This window comes from Flavobacterium sp. AC274 (assembly GCF_979258275.1).
In genome coordinates, this window is the sequence record NZ_OZ409852.1 from 3,087,851 (window position 1) to 3,112,577 (window position 24,727).

The window sequence follows — 24,727 nt, forward strand, 5'->3', positions numbered from 1 at the left end:
ATGAATATTAATACCCGGGATTATTCGGTTTTAAATTAGGATTAATCGCTAATTCAGTTCCCGGTAACGGCCATAAATAATCTTTGTTTACATCAAAAGTGTGAGGTTCTAAACCATTCACTCCAAAAACGTCAGGGGCAATTTTCAATCGTTTAATGTCGTACCACCTGATGTATTCGAAAGCTAATTCTAAACGTCTTTCATCAATAACCATTTTTCTAAAATCGGACTGAGAAAGTCCCGGCGTTACGTTGGCAGGAAACGAAACCTGTTTTCCGGCTTTGTTTCTCGCTCTGGCGCGAACTCGGTTTACATAACCATCAGCTTCTGTAGTTCCCGGTGTGATTTCGTTTAAAGCTTCTGCAGCGGTCAACAAAACTTCTGCGTAACGCATTGTGATGTAATTGTGTTGCGAAGTTCTTCCGTTTGCTCCGGCTTTTCCGGGAAAACGAAAGTATTTTGCAATATGCGGGCGTGGTGCTTTTTCGTTATCGCTTGAAGGGAAAATCTGCAAAGCGCCGCCCGGACCCGTTTTCTTTCTAATAATTGTATCAAAACTTACCGCACGTCTGTAATCTCTTTGATCCCAGGTATCAAAAACTTTTTGAGAAGGCACAGCAACCGAAAATCCTTGTCCGTAACTGTAACTGTCATCTTTTAAAGAACCTGTAAAAAACGCGGTATAATCCTGACCGTAATTTCCTGATGTTAAGTTATTAAAGTCGATGGTAAACAATGGTTCTTTTAATGCTGCCGCTTTTGTAGCGTTGAATAAATCCTGAAAATCAGCATCTAAACCCAAACCAAATTTGGCTTCGTTTGTAATAACGTATTTTGATTCATCATAAGCTTTTTGGTAATTTCCCAAAGTCAGATAAACAGAAGCTAAATAACCTGCTGCAGTACCTTTTCCGGGAACGGCTTTTACTTTTGGTTTGTCTTCCAGCCATTGTTTTGCAAATTCCAGATCGGCAATAATTTTTGGGTAAACATCTGCTTCTTTTGTTCTGCTTAAAGAATTTACCTGAGAAACATCATTTACCACAAAATCAATATATGGAATATCGCCAAAAATGCGAACCAAATGATAGTAAGCAAAGGCTCTCGCAAAATAAGCCTGAGCGACAATGGCGTTTACTTTTGCAGGATCTCCGGGCGTTTTTTTAGCGCCTTCAATCGCCTGATTTGCAGCGGTAATAATCACATACGATTGTGGCCAAAAGTTAGCAACAAGCGCATTCGTATCGTTCATATTCATATCATTAACATCGATACGGGCAGCCTGCGTGGTTCTGTCGCCAATATCAGCCATATCATCGCGAAGCATTAGGGCAATTGTAAATTCACGTCCCCAATAGTTGTTGTGGGCAATGTTGGCAAAAGCTCCGTTTACAGCGGCTTGCAAGTCATCTGTATTGTTAAAAAAGTTATCGGGACGAATAATTCCCACGGGTTTTTCTTCAAGGTCAGAACAGCCAAAAGCGAATATTCCCAAGAAAAGAAAAGCTATATATTTTTTCATAATATTTTTTTAGGGTATTGGGTGTGTATTTAACACATAGAGGCATAGCTTTTTGGAGCGCTTAATTAGACGTTTCACTTGCATTAACAATCATAGTATTTTGTGTATAACTATGTGTGAAAACTAGTTTTTTTATTTCCTCTTTGGAGAAAGAAAAATTCTATGTTTCTATGTGTTTAATATTATTTTTAGACTAAAATTTTAAATTAAAACCGAAAGTAAAAGTTCTCACATTTGGGTAACTTCCATATTCTAATCCTAAGTTGGTGTTACTTCTCGCGTTGGTATCATTCAGGTAATTTCCTTCAGGATCAGAACCCGGATAATCTGTAATCGTCCAAAGATTTTGCGCGCTGATGTAGAAACGAACTTTGCTCAAACCAATTTTCGAAACTACTTTTTCATCTAAACTATATCCTATAGAAACGTTTTTTAAACGAATATAACTTCCATCATAAACAAATCTCGAAGTAACCCTTTTTGTTCTTGCTGCATTAATTGGCACATTTGTATCCGTATTTGTTGGCGTCCAGGCGTCTAAAACTTCTGTTGTGGCATTATTGTTTCCGGATGCCAGTTCCATCAACGTATAATTTAAGATTTGGTTTCCTTGTGAACCCTGAAAAAAGATATTCAAATCAATATTTTTATACGTAAAATCATTGTTCAAACCGAAGATAAAATCAGGATTTGGATTACCAATAATCGTTTTATCCTGAGAATCTAATTTCCCGTCTCCGTTTACATCTTTGAATTTTTCTCCACCTGCAATCGTTTCAAAATTCCCCGGAATAACCGCTTCACCTTGCTGAATTACACCATCATAAACAAATCCGAAGAAAGAACCAACAGGCTCGCCAACTCTCAAAATTTGAGAATCTGTTGCAAGGAAATGTCCTGGCGTAGAGTTAATTAAAAGATCTTTATTATCAGCCAGTTTTAATACTTTGTTTTTGTTTGATGAAATATTAAAGTTCGTAGACCACGTAAAATCTGCACCAATAAAGTTTTTAGAATTTATGCCTAATTCCCAACCTTTGTTTTCTAATTCACCCACGTTTTGAAGCTGAGAAGCAATTCCTGAAACGCCCGGTAAAGGTCTGTTGAACAATAAATCTTTCGTAATAGTTTTGTAATAATCTGCCGTTAAGCTGATTCTGTTCTCGAATAAACCCAAATCAATTCCGTAATCTTGTTGATATGATGTTTCCCATTTCAAATTCGGATTATCCAAAGAAGTCAGCTGAACTGCGTTTACAATAACGTCACCGCTTACATCGTAAATTTCTGAGAATCTTGATAAAGTAGAGTAGGCACCAATTGACGGGTTTCCGGTTGCACCATAACTCGCTCTCAATTTAAGGTTTGAAATCGTTTTGTTGTCTTTTAAGAAATTCTCTTTTGCGATATTCCAACCTACGGCTCCAGAAGGGAAAGTTCCGTATTTGTAGTTTTTACTAAAGCTTGAAGAACCGTCGCGACGTGCCGTAAACGTAAATAAGTATTTATCGTCGTAATCAAAATTCAACCTTCCGAAAGCCGAAATTAATTCTGTTTCAGATAAATTCGAATCCGGTTTTAAGAAAACAGTTCCCGCGCCTAAATTTCGGTACGAATTGGTATTCGTCAAAAATCCTCTAGAGGCCGCATACGAACTTTCGTTTTTATTTTTTTGATACGAATAACCTCCAAGAACCGTCAAAATTCCTTTGTCGATAATCTCTTTTTTATACGTTAGATAATTTTCTGTAAGGAAAGAAGAAAATCTCGTGTTGTTTACAGAAGCTTCTCCTTTGATATTTTTTCCTGCAATTAAAGTCGACGGAATAAATCTTCCGGTTTGCGAATTATTGTCGGTTAATCCTAAAGTAGTTTTAAAGTCAAGATCTTTTGTGATTTTATATTGAGCAAAGAAATTTGATCTGTTTACGATGGATACGGTTTCCAAAACATTTTCCATCGCAGTCGCATACGGATTGTCAATATCGTCACCAATTGGCGCCGTTGTTGTGTACGATCCGTCTGCATTATAAATTCCTTTGTCCGGCATAAAACGATACGCCGCTGCAATTACACCTGCAGCACCAGTTCCTCCGGCGCCAGTTTGGCTAATAATCCCTTCCTTGTTTTGTTTGCTTTGAAATAAATTCAAACCCACTTTAAAACGGTCAGACAAATCAGCTTCAAGATTACTTACAATCGTGTATTTGTCAATTCCTGAGTTAATTACAACACCATTTTGGTTAAAGTAGTTTCCTGAAACATAATATCTCACGTTTTCAGATCCGCCGGAAAAAGAAAGTGATGTATTTGAAACCATTCCGTCACGGTAAATTACGTCTTGCCAATCTGTGTTTGCACCGCCGTCAGTATGCGTTGTAAAACTTTTTCTGTAGGCTACAAATTGTTCTGCATTTAATAAATCGAGTTTATTGTTTACAGATTGTACCGATGTAGAATTGCTGAATTCAATAACAGGTTTTCCCGGTTTTCCTTTTTTAGTTGTCACCATAATAACCCCGTTTGAACCTCTTGATCCGTAAATTGCGGTTGCAGATGCATCTTTAAGCACCTCGATCGAAGCAATATCTTGAGGCGCCGGCATGGCAACGCCCGCAAAACCATCGACAACAACAAGCGCATCACCACTCGCATTGATCGAAGTTCCGCCACGAACCCTGATTTTTACAGGAGCGCCCGGTTCACCACCATTATTTGATTGTACCGAAACCCCTGCTGCACGTCCTTGTAAAGCCTGTTCTGCATTTAATAAAGGGTAAGCCGTTAGTTCTTTTGCGGTTACAGAAGATACAGAACCTGTTATGTCACTCTTTTTTCGGGTACCGTAACCCACAACGATTACTTCTTCAAGATTTTTTGTATCTGGTTTTAAACTTACGTTGATGACCGTTTTGCCTCCTACGGGAATTTCAACCGTTTGATAGCCAACAAAGTTGAAGACTAAAACAGCATTTTTGTCTGAAACGAAAACACTATAATTTCCGTCCATATCTGCAGATCCTCCCACAGAAGATCCTTTAACATAAACATTGGCACCAGGAAGCCCGAGTAAATCTTCGCTGGAAGTAACTTTTCCGGTGATTTTTTTCTCCTGTGCATTCATCATGATATTTGCCAGTAAAAAAAGTACCAGAAAACACCATTTAAGTGATTTAATTTTGAGATTTGTAAACATTCATTTTGGTTTTAGGTTAATGTTAGATAAAATAAAAAAGCAATAAACTCATTCCGATGATGAGCAGCATGAAGAGAATTTGCAGCAACAGGAATTTTGTTTTTTTGATTTTCATGTCACAAATATATCAGGCGCAAACGATATAGAAATACAAAAAAGGGTATCTAAAAATACAGATACCCTTTTTTAAGCCTTTAAATATGCGGATTTAGGAATTATTACAGAATTTGCAATTAATTGAAGTTCTTCTTCCTGCAAGGTTTTCAAAACCTTGTAGGTATTCATTTATATTTTTTAAAATTAGAGGTTATCCGTTGAATGTAATTATTTCTAACACATAGAAATATAAACACGAATTTCCACAAATTTCAATCGTTAGCTTAGTTTGTGAAATTGATTTCACGAACTAATTAGTGGCAATTCGTGAAATTCGTGTTTTAAATCTATACCTACAAGGTTTTGAAAACCTTGCAGGAATACATCAGGAGATTTTTTCGCTAAATTTGTCAGCAAATTGCGACGGCGTTTCTCCATACCTTTTTTGAAAACATTTGCTGAAGTATTTCGGATTGTTGAAACCAACTTTATAACTTACTTCAGAAACATTCAATTTGTTTTGTTCCAATAATTGAGCGGCGCGTTTTAATCTTATTTCATGAATAAATTCGTTTGGCGTATAATTCGTCCACGCTTTAATTTTTAAGAATAACATCGTTCGGCTAACGCCCAATTCTGAACAGAAAAGCGGAATATCAAATTGTTCGTTCGAAATGTTTTCTTCGACAATTTTGAATGTTTTTTTCAATAATTCTTCATCCAGAGACGAAACCGTAATTTCTGACGGAACAAAATTGTCCTGGCTTGTAAATTTATTTTTTAATCTTTCGGTTGAATTTAAAAGGTTTTTTACCCGAAGTTTAAATTCAATCAGATTAAATGGTTTACTGATATAATCATCGGCACCGCTTTCTAATCCTTCAAATTTATAAACCAATGAAGATCTCGAAGTCAATAGAATAACCGGAATATGACTTGTTTTTAGGTTTTCTTTTATTTTAGAACACAATTCTGTTCCCACCATTTCAGGCATAATTACGTCGCTGATAATTAAATTCGGAACATGTTGTAATGCTTTTTCAAATGCTATTTTGCCGTTTTCGGCTTCAATAATATTGTATTCTTTTTTGAGTAAATTTTTCATAAAAGTTCTCAAAACCTTATGATCTTCGACTAACAGAATGGTTTGCTTTTCTCCATCAACCACAAAATCGTCAATATCTTCATATTCTGTAATTTCCTGCGTTTCTAGCTGCGCTGAATATTGCGCAATATCATCGCTGATTTTAAAATTTTCGATAATTTCATTGTCCAGTAAATGTGCGCGTCCTAACGGAAGCGTGACTTTAAATACAACACCGCCCGTTTCTTTATTTGTAACTTCAATATTTCCTTTATGAAGTTTGACAATATTTTTTACGATCGATAAACCAATTCCGGTTCCTTTATTATAATTTTTCTGAACATTATTATGAAGCGGAACTTCAAAAAACAAATCAAAAATTTTGTCAATATGTTCATCCGCAATTCCAACTCCTGAATCTTCAACCGCAATAAATAAATTCTCGTGATCGTGATTGATTTTTATGTTGATTTCACCGCCTTTTGGTGTGTAACGAAACGCATTCGAAATCAAATTATAAAAAACACGTTCGAGTTTGTAACGATCAAAATACACCAAAATCTCTTCTTCCTGAGTTTCAAAAGTATAATTGTAGCCGCCATCTTTGGCATATTCGATAAAAGACAAAAAGATTTCTTTAGTAAATTTGACAATATTTCCGTTTGCCGATTCCAATTTAACCTGATCGTTTTCGAGTTTTCTAAAATCCATTAAACGGTTGATTAAACTCAAAAGATGATTCGCACTTCCCTCAATCACCAAAAGCTTTTTGTACATCTCATTTGTTCCGTTATAATCGGATAAAATCTGTTGTAACGGACCTAAAATCAATGTCAAAGGTGTTCTGAATTCGTGTGAAATATTGGTAAAGAAATCTAGTTTGGCGCGGTTATTTTCTTCAATACGTTTGGTTTCCAGATATTCCAGTTCGAGTTTTTGTTTTAGTCTGGCTTTCGATTTCATAATCCAGATCAAGCCGTATAATGCTGAACCAATGATGATTCCATATAATAAAAACGCCCAGATACTGCGCCACGGAGCCGGTTTTACAACAACTGTTAAAGTAGTCGGAATGTGATTCCAAACACCGTCATTGTTGGCGCCACGAACTTCAAATCGATAAGTTCCAGGATTTTGAATCGCAAATATGGCTTCGTTATTTTTGGTAATCGTCCAATTATTTTCTAACCCAATTAAACGATAACTGTATTGATTGTTTTTGGATCGAATGTAATTTGGAATCGCAAAACTGATCGAGAAATTGGCTTTGTCGTAATCTAATGTTATGTTTCTCGTATAGCCAATGCTTTTCTCCAAAATTTTATCTTTTCTGTTTGGATTAATAGTCTCATTTTTAATTTTCAAACTTGTAATTAAAACCTGAGGTGCATAATCATTCAGGGAGATTTTTTTGGCATCAAAATAAGTCGCTCCGGATGGACTTCCGAAATAAAACTGATTCGAATCTAATTTTAAAGCGGCATTATCATTAAATTCATTACTCGCCAAACCATCTTTTTGGTCATAAAGAACTAACTTTTTCAGGGTTGTGCTGTATTTTATAATTCCCTGATTGGTACTAATCCAAAGATTTTTATCATCATCTTCAAGAATTGAATGAATGGAAGTAATAATCGTGTTTCCTACTTTAAGATTGATTTTGTTGAATTTTTTTCCATCAAAATAATGCAATCCTTTCGCTTTAGTTCCCACCCAAATTTTGTTTTGACTGTCCTTAAATAATGTTAGAATATCATCGCCGGACAAAGCTGAGGCATCAAAAAAGTAGTGTTTTATTGTATATTTATTTTGCTGAAAATCTTTTAGCGAAATGCAATTCAGACCGTTTTGAGTTCCAATCCAAAGTTTATTTTGATCTACCAAAAGAGTTCGAACGATATTATTCGTCAGGAAATTGGCAGAAGCCGTATCATTGCCAATCACCTGAAAAGTTTTGGCAATCGTATTATACCGAATCAAGCCTTTCCCAAAAGTACCAATCCATAAAATTCCGTTTCCTTCTGTTTTAAGTGAATAAACGCCACTTTCTTTCAATAAATCACTTAAATCAGGGGCAATTCGGTTGTCTTCAATTCTTTTAGAAATGGTATTGTAAGCCGAAATTCCCTTAGAAAAAGTACCAAGCCACAAAATATGATCTTTGTCGAGGCACATTGATTTAATGTCATTTTTATTCGTCTGATTCGTTTTGCTGTTGATGTAACTTACCACTTCGGTATTTTGGTTAAAAATCGTAATACCGCCGCCTTCAGTTCCAAAATAAATATTGTGATTCTTGTCTGAAATAATAGAACTCACGACATCAAAACTCATCGGAATCTTTTTAGAATTCTGATTGTAATTAGAGAAATTCACATTCGAAACATCCCAAATATTCACGCCTTTGTAATAACAGCCAATCCAAACCGAACCCTTTTTGTCAATAAATACCGATTTTACCTTATCGATTCCGTTGTTATTATTGCTGTTATTTATTTTTTGAATGCTTTTGTCTTTTCCTAAAATGTAAATTCCGTCATAAGCTCCAATCCATAAAGACCCCTGACTATCAAAGACCAGAGAGCGAATATCTGTATTAATTTCGTTGTATTTATTATCAGGTAAAAAAGAAACAAATTTATTGTCAGAAGTATCAAATTTTAAAAGCCCTTTGTTTTTTGTTCCAATCCATAAATTTCCATCACTGTCCTCTTTTATAGACTGAACATTGAGAAGATCAGTATTGTTCAAGCGATAATTTATAAAAGAAAGCTTTCCGAATTTTCTACTTTTTACCACACACAAACCTTTTGTGGTTCCAACCCAGATTTTTCCTTTTTTGGTTTTTAAAATAGTGAGAATATTATTGCTCGGCAAAGTAGCATCATCGGTATCCGAATGAAAAACAGATGTGAATTTCCCTGTATTTCTGTTATAAATAGTCAATCCTTTTGAAGTACCAAACCACATTTCGTTGTTGACTTTCCTGATCGACCAAACAGCGTTATTGCTTATCGTGTGGTTGTTTTTGGTATGTAAATATCTTTTAAAAGTATTGGTAACAGGATCATAACAATTTAATCCGTTGTAGGTTCCAACCCAAATTTTGCCCGTATTATCTTCCTCGATTGCCAAAATATCGTTGTTGCTAATAGACGATTTATCAGCAACATCATTTCTGAAAATGGTAAAGTGACTTCCGTCATATTTATTAAGTCCGTCGCGCGTACCAAACCACATTTGCCCAAATTTATCCTGATGAATCGCAATAACAGAACTCTGCGAAAGCCCATCTGTCGTCGAGATATTTTTGAGGCGGTATTTATTTTGGGAAAATATATTACCCGAAATAAAGAGTAGAACCAGAAAAGCTATTTTGTATTTCATGGTGTTTTTTTTAAAGGTGCAAAGAGGCAGAGTTGCAAAGGGACAAAGGTTTTTTAGCCACGAATTCACGAATTTTATTGTGATTATCTTTGTCAAAGTTTAAAACTTTGACAAAGATTTCGGTGAGATTTTAAAGCTACGAATTCAAGAATTTTTATAATTATTATGCACAATAATTCGTGAATTCGTGGCGATTTAACGCAAAGAAATTAATCTTTTTAATCTGTGAAATCTGTGGCAAAAAAGATTATTTCAAACGCTTCTTTAATTGATAATCATATAACGAAGGAATCTGATCCATCGACATATTTAAAAACTCAATATAAGTATCAGGTTCGTATTTTACTTCAAATTTTGCATTTCCGTTTACACCAATAATTCTCGCAAAAGGTCCATCTTTCATTCCGTAAAGCAAAACCGGCTTTGTTATTTCCGAAGGTTTTTCAACCTGAACATTTAGATTCCAAAAAGTACTAAAAGGTCCGTGCGAAGGTTTCCAATAATCTGCGCCGCCACCGCCAAATAAGAGATAACTATTGTTTTTATCCGGATTGATATGCACCGTAATATGATCAAATAAATTTTGATGATTTGCTCCAGAATGCTGATCTAAAAGTGCATCTGCAAATATTTCACAATTTAGATAGACGTTTTTAGTAGCAAAAGTATTGAAGCTCAACGGATGAACTGCTTTATTATAGATTTTCAGATTCTTAACCAAAACATTATGAACACCGCCTAAAGTTACGGTATAATGCGCCATATGATTTCCATCGGTCACGATATCCTGAACGGTTACATTCGAAATTTCTTCACCCAAAATCCCGCTGTCAGCATTTGTAATAACAATATCTTTAACCCAGCTGTTAAACAAACGCGTTAAAAATATTGCATTATTTCCCGGTTCCACATGATGTGCAACTCTCGGAATATCAGGAAAAGTAAAACGGATATGTTCGATTCCCACTTCGTTTAAATGTTTCCATTCAACCAATTGCGCCTGATAACTTGGTTTTATAGCAATTGTCAACGGCGTTTTTATGGTAATTTTTGAGTTTGAAATTTTAGTGATTTCAACTTGTTGCCTTACGATTGGTAATTTTGGGAATTTCCAATGATGTGAACCCGGTTTTACTTTTGCACCTTTATATAAATCGGTAATAATTTCGCCGTTTTCGCCCTCTTTATTAAACAATTGAAGCTCGACAATATCGCCAACTTTTAATCCTTTTACATCAGAAACATTAATAATATGTTCGCCCATATTTCCTGAACTGACTTTCGCCAAGACATTAGGAACCGGTTCATATTTATCCAAATACGATTTTACACGTTCGCCAGGAATTTGTGTCCAGATAAACCCGCCCGACCATGCATATTGCGAAAAAGGCAAATCGACATTATTTTCAGGTTCACGTTGTCTTTTATCAAAAGTGGTTAGATATTCGCGAAGTTCTGCCAGCGATTCCGGATTTTTAAGGTACATCATTGGTCGCGGACAATAAATCTCGGTTCCGTTTTCGCCCGAACCGGCACCGCGAAGTACAAAATTGCTTCTTTCGATATACAAAACTTCACTCAGAATAATTTGTCCTGCAGGCAATTGCAGAATTACATTTCCTTCGGTTTCAGTTGCTGCTTTTATGGCTTTCAACAAAGCTTTAGAATCGTCTAAACCGTCATTTGCTATTACACCAAAATCTACAGCATTTATAGTTTTTCCTGTAGCTTCAGGAATTGGGCTTTCGCCGAAATGATAGCCGGCGTAACTAAAATCAGGAAGGTAATTTGCTTTTGAATCAGTCAGTATTTTTGGCGTTTGCTGGCTAAATGCGATACTGTTTATAAAAAGGCTGCAACAAATAATAAGGCTTTGACTATTCATGGTTTGTGGTTATTATGATAGTTAGTTTTTTTTGCCGTTTTGCCACGAAGGCACTAGGACGCAAAGTTTTTTAAGTCAAAGATTAAAAGAATTAATGATTTTTTCACGCAGATTTTGCAGATTTGAGCAGATTTAAATTTGGATAATTATCTGCGTAAATCTGCAAAATCTGCTTGAAAAAAAACTTTGCGCCTTAGTGCCTTCGTGGCAAATTTTTTATATGGATCTTTTAATCCCCATTTCAAGCCCTCTTAATTCTGCCAAACCTCTCAAACGCCCAATCGCAGAATAGCCGGGATTTGTCTTTTTATTCAAATCATCCAGCATTTGGTGCCCGTGATCCGGGCGCATTGGCAATGCACTGTTGTTTCTTTTTTCTACTTCAAGAATTGCTTTTACAACTTCGTACATGTCCACATTTCCTTCCAGATGATTGGCTTCGTAAAAACTTCCTTCTTCATCTCTTTGCGTACTTCTCAGGTGAATAAAATTCATTTTATCGCCGTGACGTCTTACAATTCCGGGTAAGTCATTATCCGCACGAACGCCATAAGAACCTGTACACATCGTAAATCCGTTTGATTTTGAATCGTACGCTGCCATTAATTCTGTTAAATCTTCTTCGGTACTTACCACTCTCGGTAAACCTAGAATAGGGTAGGGAGGATCGTCAGGATGAATCGCCATCAAAACGCCTTTATTTTCAGCAACCGGAATAATTTGTTTTAAAAAGAAGAAAAGATTTTCCTTTAATGCTTTTCTGTCAATATGGTTATAAGCACTCAAAGTAATCAAAAAATCCTCTACAGAATAGGCTTCTTCAGCACCCGGAAGTCCGGCAAGAATGTTTTGCTGAAGTTTTACTTTATCATCATCCGTCATAGCGTGAAAATACTTAGTAGCCTTTTCGATTTGAATAGATGAATATTCTTTTTCTGCTCCCGGTCGTTTCAAAATAAACAATTCAAAAGCTGCAAAAGCATTAATATCAAAACGCAGCGCTTTTGATCCGTCTTCAACCGTATACGATAAATCAGTTCTGGACCAATCTAAAACCGGCATAAAATTGTAGCAAATACATTTGATTCCGCATAACGCCAAATTCCGAATGCTTTCCTTATAATTTTCAATATATTGCAGGTATTTTCCGGTTTGCTTTTTAATGTCTTCGTGAACCGGAATACTTTCAACGACAGACCAGACTAAACCTGATGCACCTTTTTTAGGATCACCATTTTCGTGTTCAATTTCAACTTTTCGTTTAATGATTTCTTCAATAGTCCACACTTCTCCGTTCGGAATATGGTGAAGCGCAGTTACGATTCCGGTCGCGCCGGTTTGCTTAATATCCTGCAAAGAAACTGGATCTTTTGGGCCGAACCATCTTAATGTTTGTTCCATTTTTTATGTTTTTTATTAGTTCCTGCAAGTTTTTCGAAACCTTGTAGGTATAATTATTTATAGTTTTTTAAGAAGCTATTTCCCGCTATCCGTTACAATCTTTTGCTCCATTTCATTACACAAAAGGATTTCCACTACTATCGGGGCTAGGGCACTCGTTTTCATAAGAAACATTTTCGTTTTATCTTATCTCTAAAATAAAAATCCGTTTAAATCCCCGTCTTTGCAAAGCAAATCCGTTTAATCTGCGTCTCATGACAAAGATTGTAGACAAACAGGCCGTCTTGCATACCTACAAGGTTTTGTCCCGAAGTTTCGGGATTGCAAGAATCGTAATAGACTTTTAAATACTCGTTGCGGCAAATCCACCATCTACTTTTATAATCGTTCCCGTTACAAATTTTGACATATCGCTGCATAAAAATAAAAGCGCACCGTCAATATCTTCCGGAGTTCCAAATCTTCCCATTGGTGTATGTTCGATGATTTTTTCGCCTCTTGGAGTTAGTTTTCCTTCCGGAGTCAATAATAAAGCCCTGTTTTGTTCACCAATAAAAAATCCCGGTGAAATAGCATTTACACGAATTCCTTCACCATATTTTGAAGCCAGTTCCACCGACATCCATTGTGTGAAATTATCAATCGCCGCTTTCGAAGCCGAATAACCCACAACTCTTGTCAAAGGTCTTTGTGCCGATGCCGACGAAATATTGATAATAATTCCCTGTTTTTGTTTCGCAAAAAGTTCTGCAAAAACCTGCGAAGGAAGCATGGTTCCGATGATATTCAAATCGATAACCTTTTGTAAATCATCAGTTTTCATATCATAAATTGCCTGATCGGGTTGAATGGTTGCGCCTGGCATATTTCCTCCCGCAGCATTAATCAAAATGTCAAGACGACCGTATTTTTCAACAATAGCATCTTTGGCTTTTTCCAGTTCTTCTTTGTTTAATACGTTGGCTTGTATCGCAAAAGCTTTACCGCCAATGCTTTCGATTTCTGCTACTGTTTTATTGGCTTTGTCAATCGATTGAGAAACAATGCCGACAATTACGCCTTGTTTTGCCAAAACATTTGCAAAATTGCTTCCCAATACGCCAGCACCACCGGTGATTAGGGCAATTTTTCCTTCAAGGTTAAATATTGAATTCATGTATTTAGTTTATTTGTGTTGATTAAATTCCAATTTTTTAAATTCCAAATTCCAATCGCAAGCTTTAAAAATTGGGATTTGAAATTTTAAAATTTAATTTTAAGATTGGAATTTGCTATTTAAAATTTGGAATTTATTTTTTAGTTTGGAATTTTAAAAAATTGGAATTTATTTAATCTTTACTTTTATAACTATTTTTTTAATAATTCCACCGCCAATCATTGCAGCGTGAACATCTTCGGGAAACAGGATACAAAATTGTCCTTCCTGTAATTCAAAAAATGTATCCGGCTTGTCGTGAAAAAAACGAACATCTCTTTCATCACTATATTCTCCGTTTGGATTCACACATTTTTCTCTTGGTTTCCAGGCAAAAGTTTCAGGGCCTTTTATAGAATATTGTATGTCAATGTTTTGGTCATGACATTCAAAACCTTTTATGCTTTCTTCTCTGGTTGTTCCTTCTCCGGAAATTACAATTACTTTTAATCCTTCTGCAATTTCAAACGAACCAGGTTCAAGATTATTCAAATCATTTTGACTTAAATAATCAAATGCTTTTTTAAAATTCGGATGTAAACCTGAATATCTCTTTGCATTATTTAAAATGTCTATAATCATATTTTAAATTTTGTATTTGATTTTTTTATTTGTAATTATTTCAAAAAAGATAAATAATTTACGATTTTGTATGTAAATTATGTAATTTTACGTGTACGCACACGAGCTTTACAAATGTATATAAAAAGTTTTCTAAAACAACTCATCATATTCAAAAAAAATTAATTTTACAGACTTCAAAAATCCCCTTTTAACTTAAAAAGAAATCATTATCATAACAATCAAAAAAATAGCAGAATTAGCTAATGTTTCACCAGGAACTGTTGACCGAATAATTCATAATCGCGGACAGGTTACTCAGGATAATGTAGATAAAGTAAATGCTATAATTGAACAATATGGCTATAAACGCAATATTTTGGCGAGTAATCTGGCATTAAATAAGAAGTTTCGCTTTGCCGTTTTTTTACCTAAATATGAAAATATAGAATATTGGAAAAGCCAGATTAGCGGAATAGAAAAAGCAGCTATTGAATTTGGGAAATTTGGTGTTGTACTTGATTATTTTTTCTATGATTTTAACGAAGTTTCATTCAAAAAAACCGTTGAAAAAGTATTAGACTTTGATTGTAATGGATTATTGTTTGCTCCAATTTTTTATGAAGAATCCGTTCGGTTTTTAAACGAATATGAAAAGAAAAATATTCCGGTTGTTATGATCGATTCTAATATTTCAAATAATGAAGAACATGCTTATGTAGGGCAGGATGCTTTTCAGAGCGGTTATCTGGCAGGAAGACTCATTAGTTTTGCGGTAAATAACGAAAGGCAGGTTCTGATTTTTAAAATCACCAGAGAAATAGAAAGTACATCTGTTTATTTACAGCGTATTGATGGTTTTTATTCTTTTTTTAAAGATCATAACGAACTTACTAATTTTAAATTCTCGGAAGTTACTATTAAAGATTCCGGAATTGATCAATTATCGTTGGAAATATTTTCGGGAATAAACAGTGTTTTTGTGCCTAATTCCAGAGCTTATATTGTTGCCCGTTTTTTAGAACAAAACAATATAAAGGGCGTTCGTATAATTGGTTACGATTTATTGAAAGAAAATATAGAATACCTAAATAAAGGAATAATCGATTTTTTAATCAATCAAAGGCCTGAAGAACAGGGTTATATGGGGGTTAATTATTTGTATAAAAAATTGGTTTTACAGGAAACGGTAGAAAATACCAATTATATTCCGTTGGAGATTATTTTAAAAGAGAATTATTTTCCTGCGAAAAAATAAAATTTAGATTAACAATCCGTTTTGATAAAATGAATTGTTAATCTAAAATCAAAATTATTTCTGTACTTCTCTGATAGTATTTACAAAAGCTTCAACAGGCTGTGCTCCGGAAACAGCATATTTTCTGTCAAAAACAAAAAACGGAACTCCTTGAACACCAATTTCCTGAGCTTCTCTAATATCGCTTTTTACTTCGTTTAGATAAAGGTTTTCATTTTCTATAATTTCTTGTACTTCTTTTGAATCTAAACCGGCTTTAGAGCCTAATTCAACTAATGTCTGCGCATCATTTAGATCTTTTCCATCAGTAAAATAAGCTTTAAAAAAATCTCTTCCATTTCATCGCCTAATTTTTTGGTTTTTGCCAAATGTATAATACGATGTGCAGTAAGTGAATTGGAAATAATTGCCTTATCAAAATGATAATCCAAACCAACGCTTTTTGCGCGTTCTACAACACCTTTGTGCATTTCTATTGATTGCTCAACTGAAATACCTTTTCTTTCAGCAAGAAAGGTGTAAACGTCTTTTCCTGACTGTGGCGTAATAGTTGGGTCAAGTTGAAAACTTTTCCATTCAATTTCAAATTCTCCATTTGGAAATTCAGCTAAAGCTGTTTCCAGTTGTCTTTTTCCGATATAACAAAACGGACACATGATGTCCGACCAAATTTCTATTTTCATAAATACAAAGTTAAGGAAAAATTTGTTTCAGGTTTTTGTTTGTTTCAGGTTTCAGGTTGAAATGGGAGTAGAGCAACTTTGTCATTTTACCGCAAAGGCGCAAAGGTTTTTATATATACGTTGTCTAAAAACACAAAGTTCGCAAAGCTTTGGGTTATTAAGCTTTGCGAACTTTGCGAAAAACTTTGCGTCTTTGCGGTAAAAATCTGCGAAACATCTTATCACATTTCAACTTGAAACTTGAAACAAAAATCCCCAAAATAAAAAACCGCAACTCTTTTGAAAAAATTGCGGTTTCTAGGTATAAAAAATGGTTGGTTAATAGCGATGTTTTTTTACAATGATATGTCTTTAATTTGAAATTAAAAAAAATCCCTGTAACAAAAAGGAGTTTTGATGTTAACTATTTAACATTACAGGCATTACCAACATGGTAACGGTTTCTCCTTCTTCTAAGCCATCAACTGGAGTTAAAATCCCAGCTCTGTTAGGCAATGACATCTCTAACATAATCATGTCTGATTGTAAGTTGGTTAACATTTCAGTTAAAAAACGTGAATTGAAACCAATTTGAAGGTCGTCTCCCTGATAATCACAAGTCAATCTTTCTTCGGCTTTGTTAGAGTAATCAATATCTTCTGCAGAAACATTAAGTTCGGCTCCGGCAATTTTTAAACGAATTTGGTGTGTTGTTTTATTAGAGAAAATAGCAACACGACGAACAGAACTTAAAAATAAAGAACGGTCGATCATTAATTTATTTGGGTTTTCTTTAGGAATTACCGCCTCATAATTTGGATATTTTCCATCAATTAAACGACACATTAAAATATAATTGTCAAATGAGAAAGTCGCATTTGAGTCGTTGTATTCAATTTTTACTTCAGCGTCAGAAGATCCTAAAATACTTTTCAAAATATTCAAAGGTTTTTTAGGCATAATAAAATCTGCAACCTGAGATGCTTTTACATCTGTACGTGCATATTTAACTAATTTATGAGCATCTGTTGCTACAAAAGTCAAACCTTCTGGTGAGAACTGGAAGAAAACTCCGGACATTACCGGACGTAAATCATCATTTCCGGCAGCAAAAATAGTCTTGCTTACTGCAGTTGCCAAAACATCAGCAGGAACAAGTGTTACAGATGGATCTTCAAGATTTACAGCTTTAGGAAACTCTTCTCCAGCTGCATATGCTAATGCATATTTTCCTGAGTTAGAACTAATTTCAACTGTATTGTTGTCTTCAACTGTAAAAGTTAAAGGTTGTTCCGGGAACGTTTTTAAAATTTCAAGCAAAAGTTTAGCAGGTACAGCAACGCTTCCTTTACTTTTAGAATCGATAGATAATGTAGCAGACATTGTAGTTTCAAGATCTGAAGCTGAAACTGTCAACGCATCATTGTCTAGTTCAAATAAAAAGTTATCTAAAATAGGCAACGTATTGTTACTGTTAATTACACTACCTAAAACTTGTAATTGTTTTAATAAGTACGAACTCGATACTATAAATTTCATGTCTTTTGTTTTATTTTTTGCTCTTTTCTTTAGTTTTTCTTCAACTAAGATAGGTTTTACAAATATATCGTAAACAATCTTAGTTTCGCAATTTTTTTATTAACATCTATTTGCTGTATTTTCTTTTTCGGATGTAAGTAAATACAAGCCCGAATATCAATAAAATTGCAATTGGAAGTCCGATAGTTATGAATTGTGTTATGCTGTAATTTTCGTAAACTTTTTCTTTGTCCAATAAAGGTAGTTCAACATCCTTGCTTCTAATGTTAATAAGTCCAGTGTCATCCAGCAAATAATTGATACAATTCATGATAAAATCTTTGTTGTCATACAGGTTTCCTGTGCGCTGATCGTAACCTAATTCAACCGGCTCCCTGTTTTTGTCCAATTGATTTCGGGCTAAATCGCCATCAGCAATTACAATCATTTTATTGGGTTTCCCTTTTGCTATAAAATCATTTTCCTTAAAAGGTAAAACACGATTCTCAAAAGCAGAATGAAAATTTCCTTCTAACAGAACCGAAAGCGGCAAGTTTCCTTTGTTTAAATATTCTTCCGGAGATGTTTTTTCGGTTACAATATTCAAATTAATTTCTGCCGGAGTTCCGATAACTTTTGAATATTGAGACGATTGCAGTAAGACTGTTTTTTTGATTCCGTTTTTTAAAGTATCTATTGGATTTGCAAAATCAAATTTAATTCCGCCCAGGTTTTTTACAATTGGGTGTTTGCTTGTAGGATATACCTGCGGGGCAAATTTCCATACAAAATCCTGATATTGAGTTGCGCTTCCTTGTTCTCCGGTGGCTAGTTTTATTGGACTTCCTTGTTCGTCTTTTACCAAATCAGGATTAATTCTGAATCCGTATTTAAAGAACATATCGTTCAAATTCAAATCTCTTGGGTAAGCCAGAGTTGCACCGGATTGATTGTAAAGACTGTCCATATCGGCCGCAACCTGATCGATTAACCATAAAGTTTTCCCGCCGTTCATGATAAATTGATCTAAAACCTGTTTTTCTTCATCAGAGAAACTTTCGGTTGGTTTTGAGATAATGGCTAAATCATATTTTTTTAAAGCATCTAAACTTCCGGTTGGATTTTTAGCAACAGAATCTAATGTGAAAGGTCCGATGTAATAGCTTTCGCGAATTTGCATCAGCATTTTAGCAATATGAATTTCGTTTATTTCACCGTTTCCTTTTATAATGGCAACTTTCTTTTGTTTGGCTTTTGTTATTTTATTAATAGCATCTGCAATCGAATATTCTAAATGCTGAATTGATCCAATTACTTTTTGTGTTGTCGAAGCACCCATTATGTTTTTTAATAATGGAATATTAACTTCTTTATTATCATAAACGGCGATTGCCCAAGGGAATACCATTGCCTGAGATTGTTTACCTTTATCGTCAACAGTAATATTTATTGGCGTTAATCCTTTTTGGTAAAGTGATTTTACGACTTCCATGCTTTCGTCTTCGTTTTCCATAGGATTTACAAATTCGAAAACAATATTAGCGTTATAAGCCTGAAATTCTTCTAGTAACTGTTTAGTTTCCTGCTGTAGTCGTCTAAAATCTGCAGGAAGATCGCCCTGCATATAAATCTTGATTGATAGCGGATTTTTAACCTGTTTTACAATTTGTAAAGAGGTTTCAGATAAAGTATATCGTTTGTCTTTTGTCAAATCAAATCGGTGGAAAAATAAACTTCCTAATACATTTAAAACGATTAGAACGAAAACTGTAATACCTAATGCTTTGATATTATGTTGATTGGATGCTTTCATTAGGCTTTAAATGATTTTAATTGATAAACAGTAAAAGACAAAAAGAATACGGTGATGCTTAAAAAATAAATAACATCGCGCGTATCAATAACGCCCCGGCTCATACTTTTAAAATGATCCTGCATACCAAAAGCGACAATAATATTGCTGAAACCAGGAATTAATGTTGCTAAACCTTCAAAACCAAAATAAAAAAGAAAACATAAAAAAACGGCAATGATAAAAGCAACAATTTGATTTTCTGATAGGGTAGAAGTAAAAATTCCGATAGCAGAATAGGCAGCTATTAAAAACAACAATCCGAAATAAGAACCAATTGTACTGCCCATGTCAATATTTCCTTCGGGAGAACCCAAATTCGAAATTACCTTAACATAAATAAACGTTGGAATAATAGCCAAAACAATCAGAAATAATGAACCTAAAAATTTTCCGTTTACGATTTCCCAAATTGATAATGGTTTGGTTAAAAGCAATTCAAGGGTTCCTTGTTTTTTTTCGTCTGAGAAACTTCTCATCGTTACGGCCGGAATCAGGAAAATTAAAATCCACGGCGTTAAAGTAAAAAACGGAGTCAGATCTGCATAACCGGTATTCAGTATATTGTAATCTCCTTCAAAAACCCATAAAAATAGTCCGTTGCTAATTAAGAATATAGCAATAACCAAATAGCCAATAGGAGAGCCAAAAAAAGATTTTATTTCTCTTAAAATGATTGATTTCATATGTTTTGTTTCAAGTTTTTCTTGTTTCAGGTTTCAAGTTGCTTTACTTTGAACTTTACGTTTCTAAACCTTTTATATTTTAATTATTTATATTGTTTCAAGTTTCAGGTTTCAAGTTCCAGCTTTGCGAACTTTTTGTTTTCTAAACCTTTTAAATATTTTCTTTGCGTTCTTTGCGGTTAATTCGTTCCAATCTTCACGTTACGTATGCAACTTGAAACCTGAAACTTTAAACTAAAGAAACAATTTTATCAACACTCCACGCTTCCGGTTTTGCATTGAATAGTTTTTTTGTAAAACTCCAAACAGAGTTAAAAAGTTCAGATTGTCTGTAATTTTCTAAATCAGTTTCGGTTTCCCAATAACTATAGGTAAAAAATATACATTTATCATTTTTGTCCTGATACAGTTCTAAAAAACGATTTCCTTCTGCATTTCGTATTTTGTTTTTTACAGTTTCAAAATTTTCCAAAAAATCTGGAATCTTTTCTTCGTGAAAGCTCATTTTTACTATTCGAACAAACATATAATGATTTTAAGATTGCTGATATTAGATTTTAGATTGAAAAAATCTAATAAGCGGGCAAAAATACCAATTTTGATTGTTCTTTTTATGAAAAAATAAAATATTATAAATACATATTTTTTTGGATTCTAATGTCTTATCGTATTTCAAATATAGCCCACGATTTCAACCATGTAGACATCATGTATAGATGATGCGTCCCCGCGGTTGAAACCGCGGGCTATGTCTAAAATATAAATAGAGTAATTTCTTTGATCAAAGAACAAAAGATTAAATATAATCCGTGTAAATCCGCTCAATCCGTAAAATCCGTGTGCTATTAATCTAAAATCAAGAAAACTGAATCGTAATAACATCACGATAATTCAGTCCTAACAAACTATTTGCAGAACCCACTTTTGAAGGATTGCTTCTAAAAATAGCAATTTCAAGAAATCCGGCTTCATTAAAAATAGCCAGTTTTTCGCCTTCATAGGTTTTTATTGGATATTTATCAGATGTTGCAATTGCAGAATAATTTGGTAAAATAGTTTTGATGTTTTTTGTATTCATGACAATTTCGTACGGGCGACCACGTGAGATTTCTAAAAATTGTTTTTTCGAAATATTTGTAATTACGTTTCCAAAATGATCGATATAAATTACATATCCTTTTATTGAGTTTCCATCACCGGCAACAACGGTCTGTAATTCTGTAACCTCTTTAATAGCTGTAATTTCTTTGCCAATTACATTTAATAACCCGCCTTTTGCAATATGACAGGCAACCTGAATAAAAATATCCAAATCGGTAGATTCAGCCGGAAAACGATCGTGGATATTAATGGCAACAATTTTCTCGGGAACAATTTTCTGCGTAAGCATACTTAAAATTCCGTTATCGGCACAAATAAAGTAATGATCGTTCCATTGCATGGCGATATGCTGGTTCTCTTTATTGCGTTCAATATCAACACCAATAAGGTGTACAGTTCCTTTTGGGAAACTTAAATAAGATGCTCCGATAATATAACTTGCTTCGGCAGTATTAAACGGATCTATGTCATGAGAAATGTCAATTATTTGAGCCTCTGAATATTCAGATAAAATCTTACCCTTTAGCGAACCAACAAAGTGGTCTTTTAAGCCGTAATCAGTAGTAAGGGTAATTATTGACATAATTTTGTTTATAACTATTGGTAGTTTTTAAATCTAATTTTCATTAAATTTGAGATATGCAAATCTAGTAATACTAAATGCAAATTGAAAGAAACAAAAGACAATTTGCATTTAAAGATATAAACAACCCGACAGCAATAGATTTACAAAAACAAATTTATTTTTAATTTAAAACTACCTCATTTGAACGAAAGAATAATCGAGCTCATAGACATCGCTCCAAAAGACTTTTGGGGCGCTCAGGACACTCATCTTGAAATAATTAAAAAGTATTACCCAAAGCTTAAAATTGTTGCGAGAGGTACTACTTTGAAAGCATTTGGCGAAAAAGAAGTTTTAGATGAATTTGAGAAAAGGTTTCAAAGACTAATGCTTCATTTTACGAGATACAATAACATTGACGATAATGTTATCGAACGTGTCATTATGAGTGATGGTCAGGATGAAAGAAAATCATATGATCATGACAAAATTTTAGTGCACGGTGTTGGCGGTAAAATAATTAAGGCCATGACGCCCAACCAGCAGTTACTGGTAGATACCATCAAAAAAAATGATATGGTATTTGCAGTTGGTCCCGCTGGAACAGGAAAAACGTATACAGGTGTGGCAATGGCCGTTAAAGCGCTTAAAGAGAAAGAAGTAAAAAGGATCATATTAACGCGTCCGGCGGTAGAAGCAGGAGAAAATCTTGGTTTTTTACCCGGCGATATGAAAGAAAAACTAGATCCGTACATGCAGCCTCTCTATGATGCTTTGCGCGATATGCTGCCAAATGAAAAGCTCGAAGATTACATTTTAAAAGGAATTATTCAGATTGCACCATTGGCATTTATGCGTGGGCGCACACTTGATAATGCTTTTGTAATTCTTGACGAGGCGCAAAATACAACCCACTCACAAATGAAGATGTTTTTGACCCGTATGGGAAAAAATGCAAAATTCATGATTACGGGCGATCCAGGACAGGTCGATTTACCACGCAGAACTATTTCTGGTCTGAAAGAAGCTATTTTGGTTTTAAAAGACGTTGACGGAATTGGAATTATCTATCTGGATGATAAAGATATTGTACGCCACAGATTAGTGAAAAAGGTAATCGATGCTTATAAGCAAATTGAAAACCACGATTAATACTTAATTTAAATATTTGATTTAATCGTAACTGTTTTTTTGATGTTTTAGTATTCGTTTTATACATTTTTTTAAAAATGTATAAAACGAATATTTTTTTAAGTAAAACTTTACAAGTTAAGTTAAAATTACTTATAAATTAAATTTTTTTAAATAAATAATGATTCTTCCTTTATAAATTTGCAGGTACTTTTTAGCACAATAAAAAAAGTTATGCGCCGATGAATCAGCTAGATGAATTTTATTTAAACCAGGAAGAACCTGTAAAAGGAACACTAATTGCGTTGCGGGATATTATTTTAAGAAGAGACCAAAATATTACTAATGTAATAAAATATGGGATGCCATTTTTTTACTATAAAGGTAAAATGTTTTGCTATTTATGGATAGATAAAAAACGCAAGAAACCTTATATTGGAATAGTAGAAGGATCTTATTTTAATGAATCTTTTTTAGTTCAGGATAAACGTTCACGAATGAAAATTATGCTGGTCGATTCTAATGAAGATCTGCCATTGGACAGAATCGAAATTATTTTACAAAAAGCCCTGAACTTATATAATTCAGGAGCTGTAAGGATTTAAAATAAAGATAATAGATTATTTAACCAAATAGTTAAATAAATAATAAACTTGCCCGTCTTCGGGCTTTTATGCTTGGTTATCTTTGCTTAACTGTTGTTAAAATCGTAGATTTGTATATCATAAATACTTGATTTTAATATGACTTCTAAACTTAAGAATATAAAAGTTGTTGTAAGTGACTTAGACGGAACCTTACTTAACACACAGCACAGAATATCAGATTACACTAAATCAATTTTTCAGGAACTTCACAATCAAAATTATCTTATAGTTGTAGCTACAGGACGTCACCATCTTGACGCGATGGCTATTATTGAAAAACTCGAAGTACCGGTTTATTTGGTAAGTTCAAACGGAGCGAGAATTCATTCTCCGGAAAAAGAAGAATTATTTTCTTTTAATTTAGACAGCGATGTTGTAAAAGCTGCTCTAAATGTTGAAATTGATCCCGAAATTACAGTTGTTTTATTTAAAGAAAATGTTTGGCAAACAAACAAAGTAAGTGAAAAATTAAATGCTTTTCAGGAAAAATTAAACTACCGCCCTGAATTGGTCGACTATAAAAAACTAGAAGACTTTGGCGCCATTAAAATTTTCTTTTCCTGCGACAACCATGAAAAATTAGTAAAATTAAAAGATGATATTCTAGCCAATTCTTCTGAGCATTTGCATCACGCATTCAGCTTACCAACTTGTTTAGAATTTATGGATAAATCTATAGATAAGGCAGTTGCAATTGAAACTGTATTAGAAAAAGAAGGTTTTACCTTAGAACAGGTTGTTTCTTTTGGTGATGGTTTTAATGATGTTCAAATGTTGTCAGCGTCAGGAAAAGGTTTAATTATGGGGAACGCTCCGACATTATTAAAAGAAACTTTGCCTGAATTAGAAGTTATAAAAACCAATGCCGAAGATGGCGTTGCAAGATATATTTCATCTAAAATACTAAATAAAGAATTTGTAACTGATTAGTATTTAAATAATTAACCAATTGATGTATTGCTCATTGGTACTAAATCTTT

16 protein-coding genes and 1 pseudogene are annotated in these 24,727 nt (G+C 34.0%); 4 read left to right on the plus strand and 13 right to left on the minus strand.

The features are described from left to right. Window positions 1-7: 7 nt before the first annotated feature. From ACZZZT_RS13845 to ACZZZT_RS13875, 7 genes are all read right to left on the minus strand, one after another. Window positions 8-1,522 carry a RagB/SusD family nutrient uptake outer membrane protein gene (locus tag ACZZZT_RS13845; RefSeq protein WP_463460810.1) on the minus strand — a complete coding sequence of 505 codons (1,515 nt, stop codon included), beginning with the start codon at window positions 1,520-1,522 and terminating at the stop codon, window positions 8-10. Window positions 1,523-1,715: 193 nt separating this feature from the next. Next, window positions 1,716-4,718 (minus strand): SusC/RagA family TonB-linked outer membrane protein, encoded by a 3,003-nt coding sequence (locus ACZZZT_RS13850; protein ID WP_463460811.1) that lies wholly within the window; start codon window positions 4,716-4,718, stop codon window positions 1,716-1,718. A gap of 481 nt (window positions 4,719-5,199) precedes the next feature. Then, window positions 5,200-9,285, minus strand: a complete 4,086-nt coding sequence (locus ACZZZT_RS13855; protein WP_463460812.1) for a two-component regulator propeller domain-containing protein — start codon at window positions 9,283-9,285, stop codon at window positions 5,200-5,202. Between the two features lie 247 nt (window positions 9,286-9,532). Beyond that, window positions 9,533-11,170 (minus strand): DUF4955 domain-containing protein, encoded by a 1,638-nt coding sequence (locus ACZZZT_RS13860; RefSeq protein WP_463460813.1) that lies wholly within the window; start codon window positions 11,168-11,170, stop codon window positions 9,533-9,535. 216 nt (window positions 11,171-11,386) lie between these two features. Then, on the minus strand, window positions 11,387-12,571 hold the full coding sequence (uxuA, locus tag ACZZZT_RS13865) for a mannonate dehydratase (protein ID WP_463460814.1): 1,185 nt from the start codon (window positions 12,569-12,571) through the stop codon (window positions 11,387-11,389). Window positions 12,572-12,914: 343 nt separating this feature from the next. Then, entirely contained in the window at window positions 12,915-13,727 is an 813-nt protein-coding gene (locus tag ACZZZT_RS13870) for an SDR family oxidoreductase (protein ID WP_073398294.1), read from the minus strand. A gap of 168 nt (window positions 13,728-13,895) precedes the next feature. After that, window positions 13,896-14,348 carry a NanQ anomerase/TabA/YiaL family protein gene (locus ACZZZT_RS13875; RefSeq protein ID WP_463460815.1) on the minus strand — a complete coding sequence of 151 codons (453 nt, stop codon included), beginning with the start codon at window positions 14,346-14,348 and terminating at the stop codon, window positions 13,896-13,898. 229 nt (window positions 14,349-14,577) lie between these two features. Here ACZZZT_RS13875 and ACZZZT_RS13880 point away from each other — a divergent pair, with 229 nt between their 5' ends. Then, window positions 14,578-15,585: a substrate-binding domain-containing protein gene (locus ACZZZT_RS13880; protein ID WP_463462436.1), complete on the plus strand. Its 1,008-nt coding sequence runs from the start codon at window positions 14,578-14,580 to the stop codon at window positions 15,583-15,585. Between the two features lie 54 nt (window positions 15,586-15,639). Here the strand turns inward: ACZZZT_RS13880 and ACZZZT_RS13885 are convergent. From ACZZZT_RS13885 to ACZZZT_RS13910, 6 genes and pseudogenes are all read right to left on the minus strand, one after another. After that, window positions 15,640-16,268: pseudogene (locus ACZZZT_RS13885) on the minus strand (DsbA family oxidoreductase). Between the two features lie 399 nt (window positions 16,269-16,667). Further along, complete coding sequence (gene dnaN, locus ACZZZT_RS13890) at window positions 16,668-17,786, minus strand: DNA polymerase III subunit beta (RefSeq protein WP_042566471.1); 1,119 nt, start codon at window positions 17,784-17,786, stop codon at window positions 16,668-16,670. Between the two features lie 106 nt (window positions 17,787-17,892). Then, window positions 17,893-19,578, minus strand: a complete 1,686-nt coding sequence (gene gldG, locus ACZZZT_RS13895; protein WP_463460816.1) for a gliding motility-associated ABC transporter substrate-binding protein GldG — start codon at window positions 19,576-19,578, stop codon at window positions 17,893-17,895. Continuing rightward, on the minus strand, window positions 19,578-20,303 hold the full coding sequence (gene gldF, locus ACZZZT_RS13900; protein ID WP_463460817.1) for a gliding motility-associated ABC transporter permease subunit GldF: 726 nt from the start codon (window positions 20,301-20,303) through the stop codon (window positions 19,578-19,580). Before gldF ends, gldG begins: the two co-directional genes overlap by 1 nt. A 229-nt stretch (window positions 20,304-20,532) precedes the next feature. Next, window positions 20,533-20,829: a putative quinol monooxygenase gene (locus ACZZZT_RS13905; protein ID WP_463460818.1), complete on the minus strand. Its 297-nt coding sequence runs from the start codon at window positions 20,827-20,829 to the stop codon at window positions 20,533-20,535. A gap of 330 nt (window positions 20,830-21,159) precedes the next feature. Continuing rightward, complete coding sequence (locus ACZZZT_RS13910) at window positions 21,160-21,987, minus strand: SAM hydrolase/SAM-dependent halogenase family protein (protein ID WP_463460819.1); 828 nt, start codon at window positions 21,985-21,987, stop codon at window positions 21,160-21,162. A 183-nt stretch (window positions 21,988-22,170) separates the two neighbouring features. Between ACZZZT_RS13910 and ACZZZT_RS13915 the strand changes: the two genes are divergently transcribed. The 3 genes from ACZZZT_RS13915 to ACZZZT_RS13925 all read left to right on the plus strand — a co-directional run bounded on the left by ACZZZT_RS13915 (window position 22,171) and on the right by ACZZZT_RS13925 (window position 24,677). Continuing rightward, window positions 22,171-23,121: a PhoH family protein gene (locus ACZZZT_RS13915; RefSeq protein ID WP_042566466.1), complete on the plus strand. Its 951-nt coding sequence runs from the start codon at window positions 22,171-22,173 to the stop codon at window positions 23,119-23,121. Between the two features lie 221 nt (window positions 23,122-23,342). Continuing rightward, entirely contained in the window at window positions 23,343-23,705 is a 363-nt protein-coding gene (locus ACZZZT_RS13920; protein WP_042566465.1) for a DUF1801 domain-containing protein, read from the plus strand. Between the two features lie 138 nt (window positions 23,706-23,843). Beyond that, on the plus strand, window positions 23,844-24,677 hold the full coding sequence (locus ACZZZT_RS13925; RefSeq protein WP_463460820.1) for a Cof-type HAD-IIB family hydrolase: 834 nt from the start codon (window positions 23,844-23,846) through the stop codon (window positions 24,675-24,677). Window positions 24,678-24,727: the final 50 nt, after the last annotated feature.

Coding starts and splice junctions, on each gene's coding strand:
- ACZZZT_RS13845 (WP_463460810.1), bottom strand. CDS start 1,522: ATGAAAAAATATATAGCTTTTCTTTTCTTGGGAATATTCGCTTTTGGC.
- ACZZZT_RS13850 (WP_463460811.1), bottom strand. CDS start 4,718: ATGTTTACAAATCTCAAAATTAAATCACTTAAATGGTGTTTTCTGGTA.
- ACZZZT_RS13855 (WP_463460812.1), bottom strand. CDS start 9,285: ATGAAATACAAAATAGCTTTTCTGGTTCTACTCTTTATTTCGGGTAAT.
- ACZZZT_RS13860 (WP_463460813.1), bottom strand. CDS start 11,170: ATGAATAGTCAAAGCCTTATTATTTGTTGCAGCCTTTTTATAAACAGT.
- uxuA (WP_463460814.1), bottom strand. CDS start 12,571: ATGGAACAAACATTAAGATGGTTCGGCCCAAAAGATCCAGTTTCTTTG.
- ACZZZT_RS13870 (WP_073398294.1), bottom strand. CDS start 13,727: ATGAATTCAATATTTAACCTTGAAGGAAAAATTGCCCTAATCACCGGT.
- ACZZZT_RS13875 (WP_463460815.1), bottom strand. CDS start 14,348: ATGATTATAGACATTTTAAATAATGCAAAGAGATATTCAGGTTTACAT.
- dnaN (WP_042566471.1), bottom strand. CDS start 17,786: ATGAAATTTATAGTATCGAGTTCGTACTTATTAAAACAATTACAAGTT.
- gldG (WP_463460816.1), bottom strand. CDS start 19,578: ATGAAAGCATCCAATCAACATAATATCAAAGCATTAGGTATTACAGTT.
- gldF (WP_463460817.1), bottom strand. CDS start 20,303: ATGAAATCAATCATTTTAAGAGAAATAAAATCTTTTTTTGGCTCTCCT.
- ACZZZT_RS13905 (WP_463460818.1), bottom strand. CDS start 20,829: ATGTTTGTTCGAATAGTAAAAATGAGCTTTCACGAAGAAAAGATTCCA.
- ACZZZT_RS13910 (WP_463460819.1), bottom strand. CDS start 21,987: ATGTCAATAATTACCCTTACTACTGATTACGGCTTAAAAGACCACTTT.
- ACZZZT_RS13920 (WP_042566465.1), top strand. CDS start 23,343: ATGAATCAGCTAGATGAATTTTATTTAAACCAGGAAGAACCTGTAAAA.
- ACZZZT_RS13925 (WP_463460820.1), top strand. CDS start 23,844: ATGACTTCTAAACTTAAGAATATAAAAGTTGTTGTAAGTGACTTAGAC.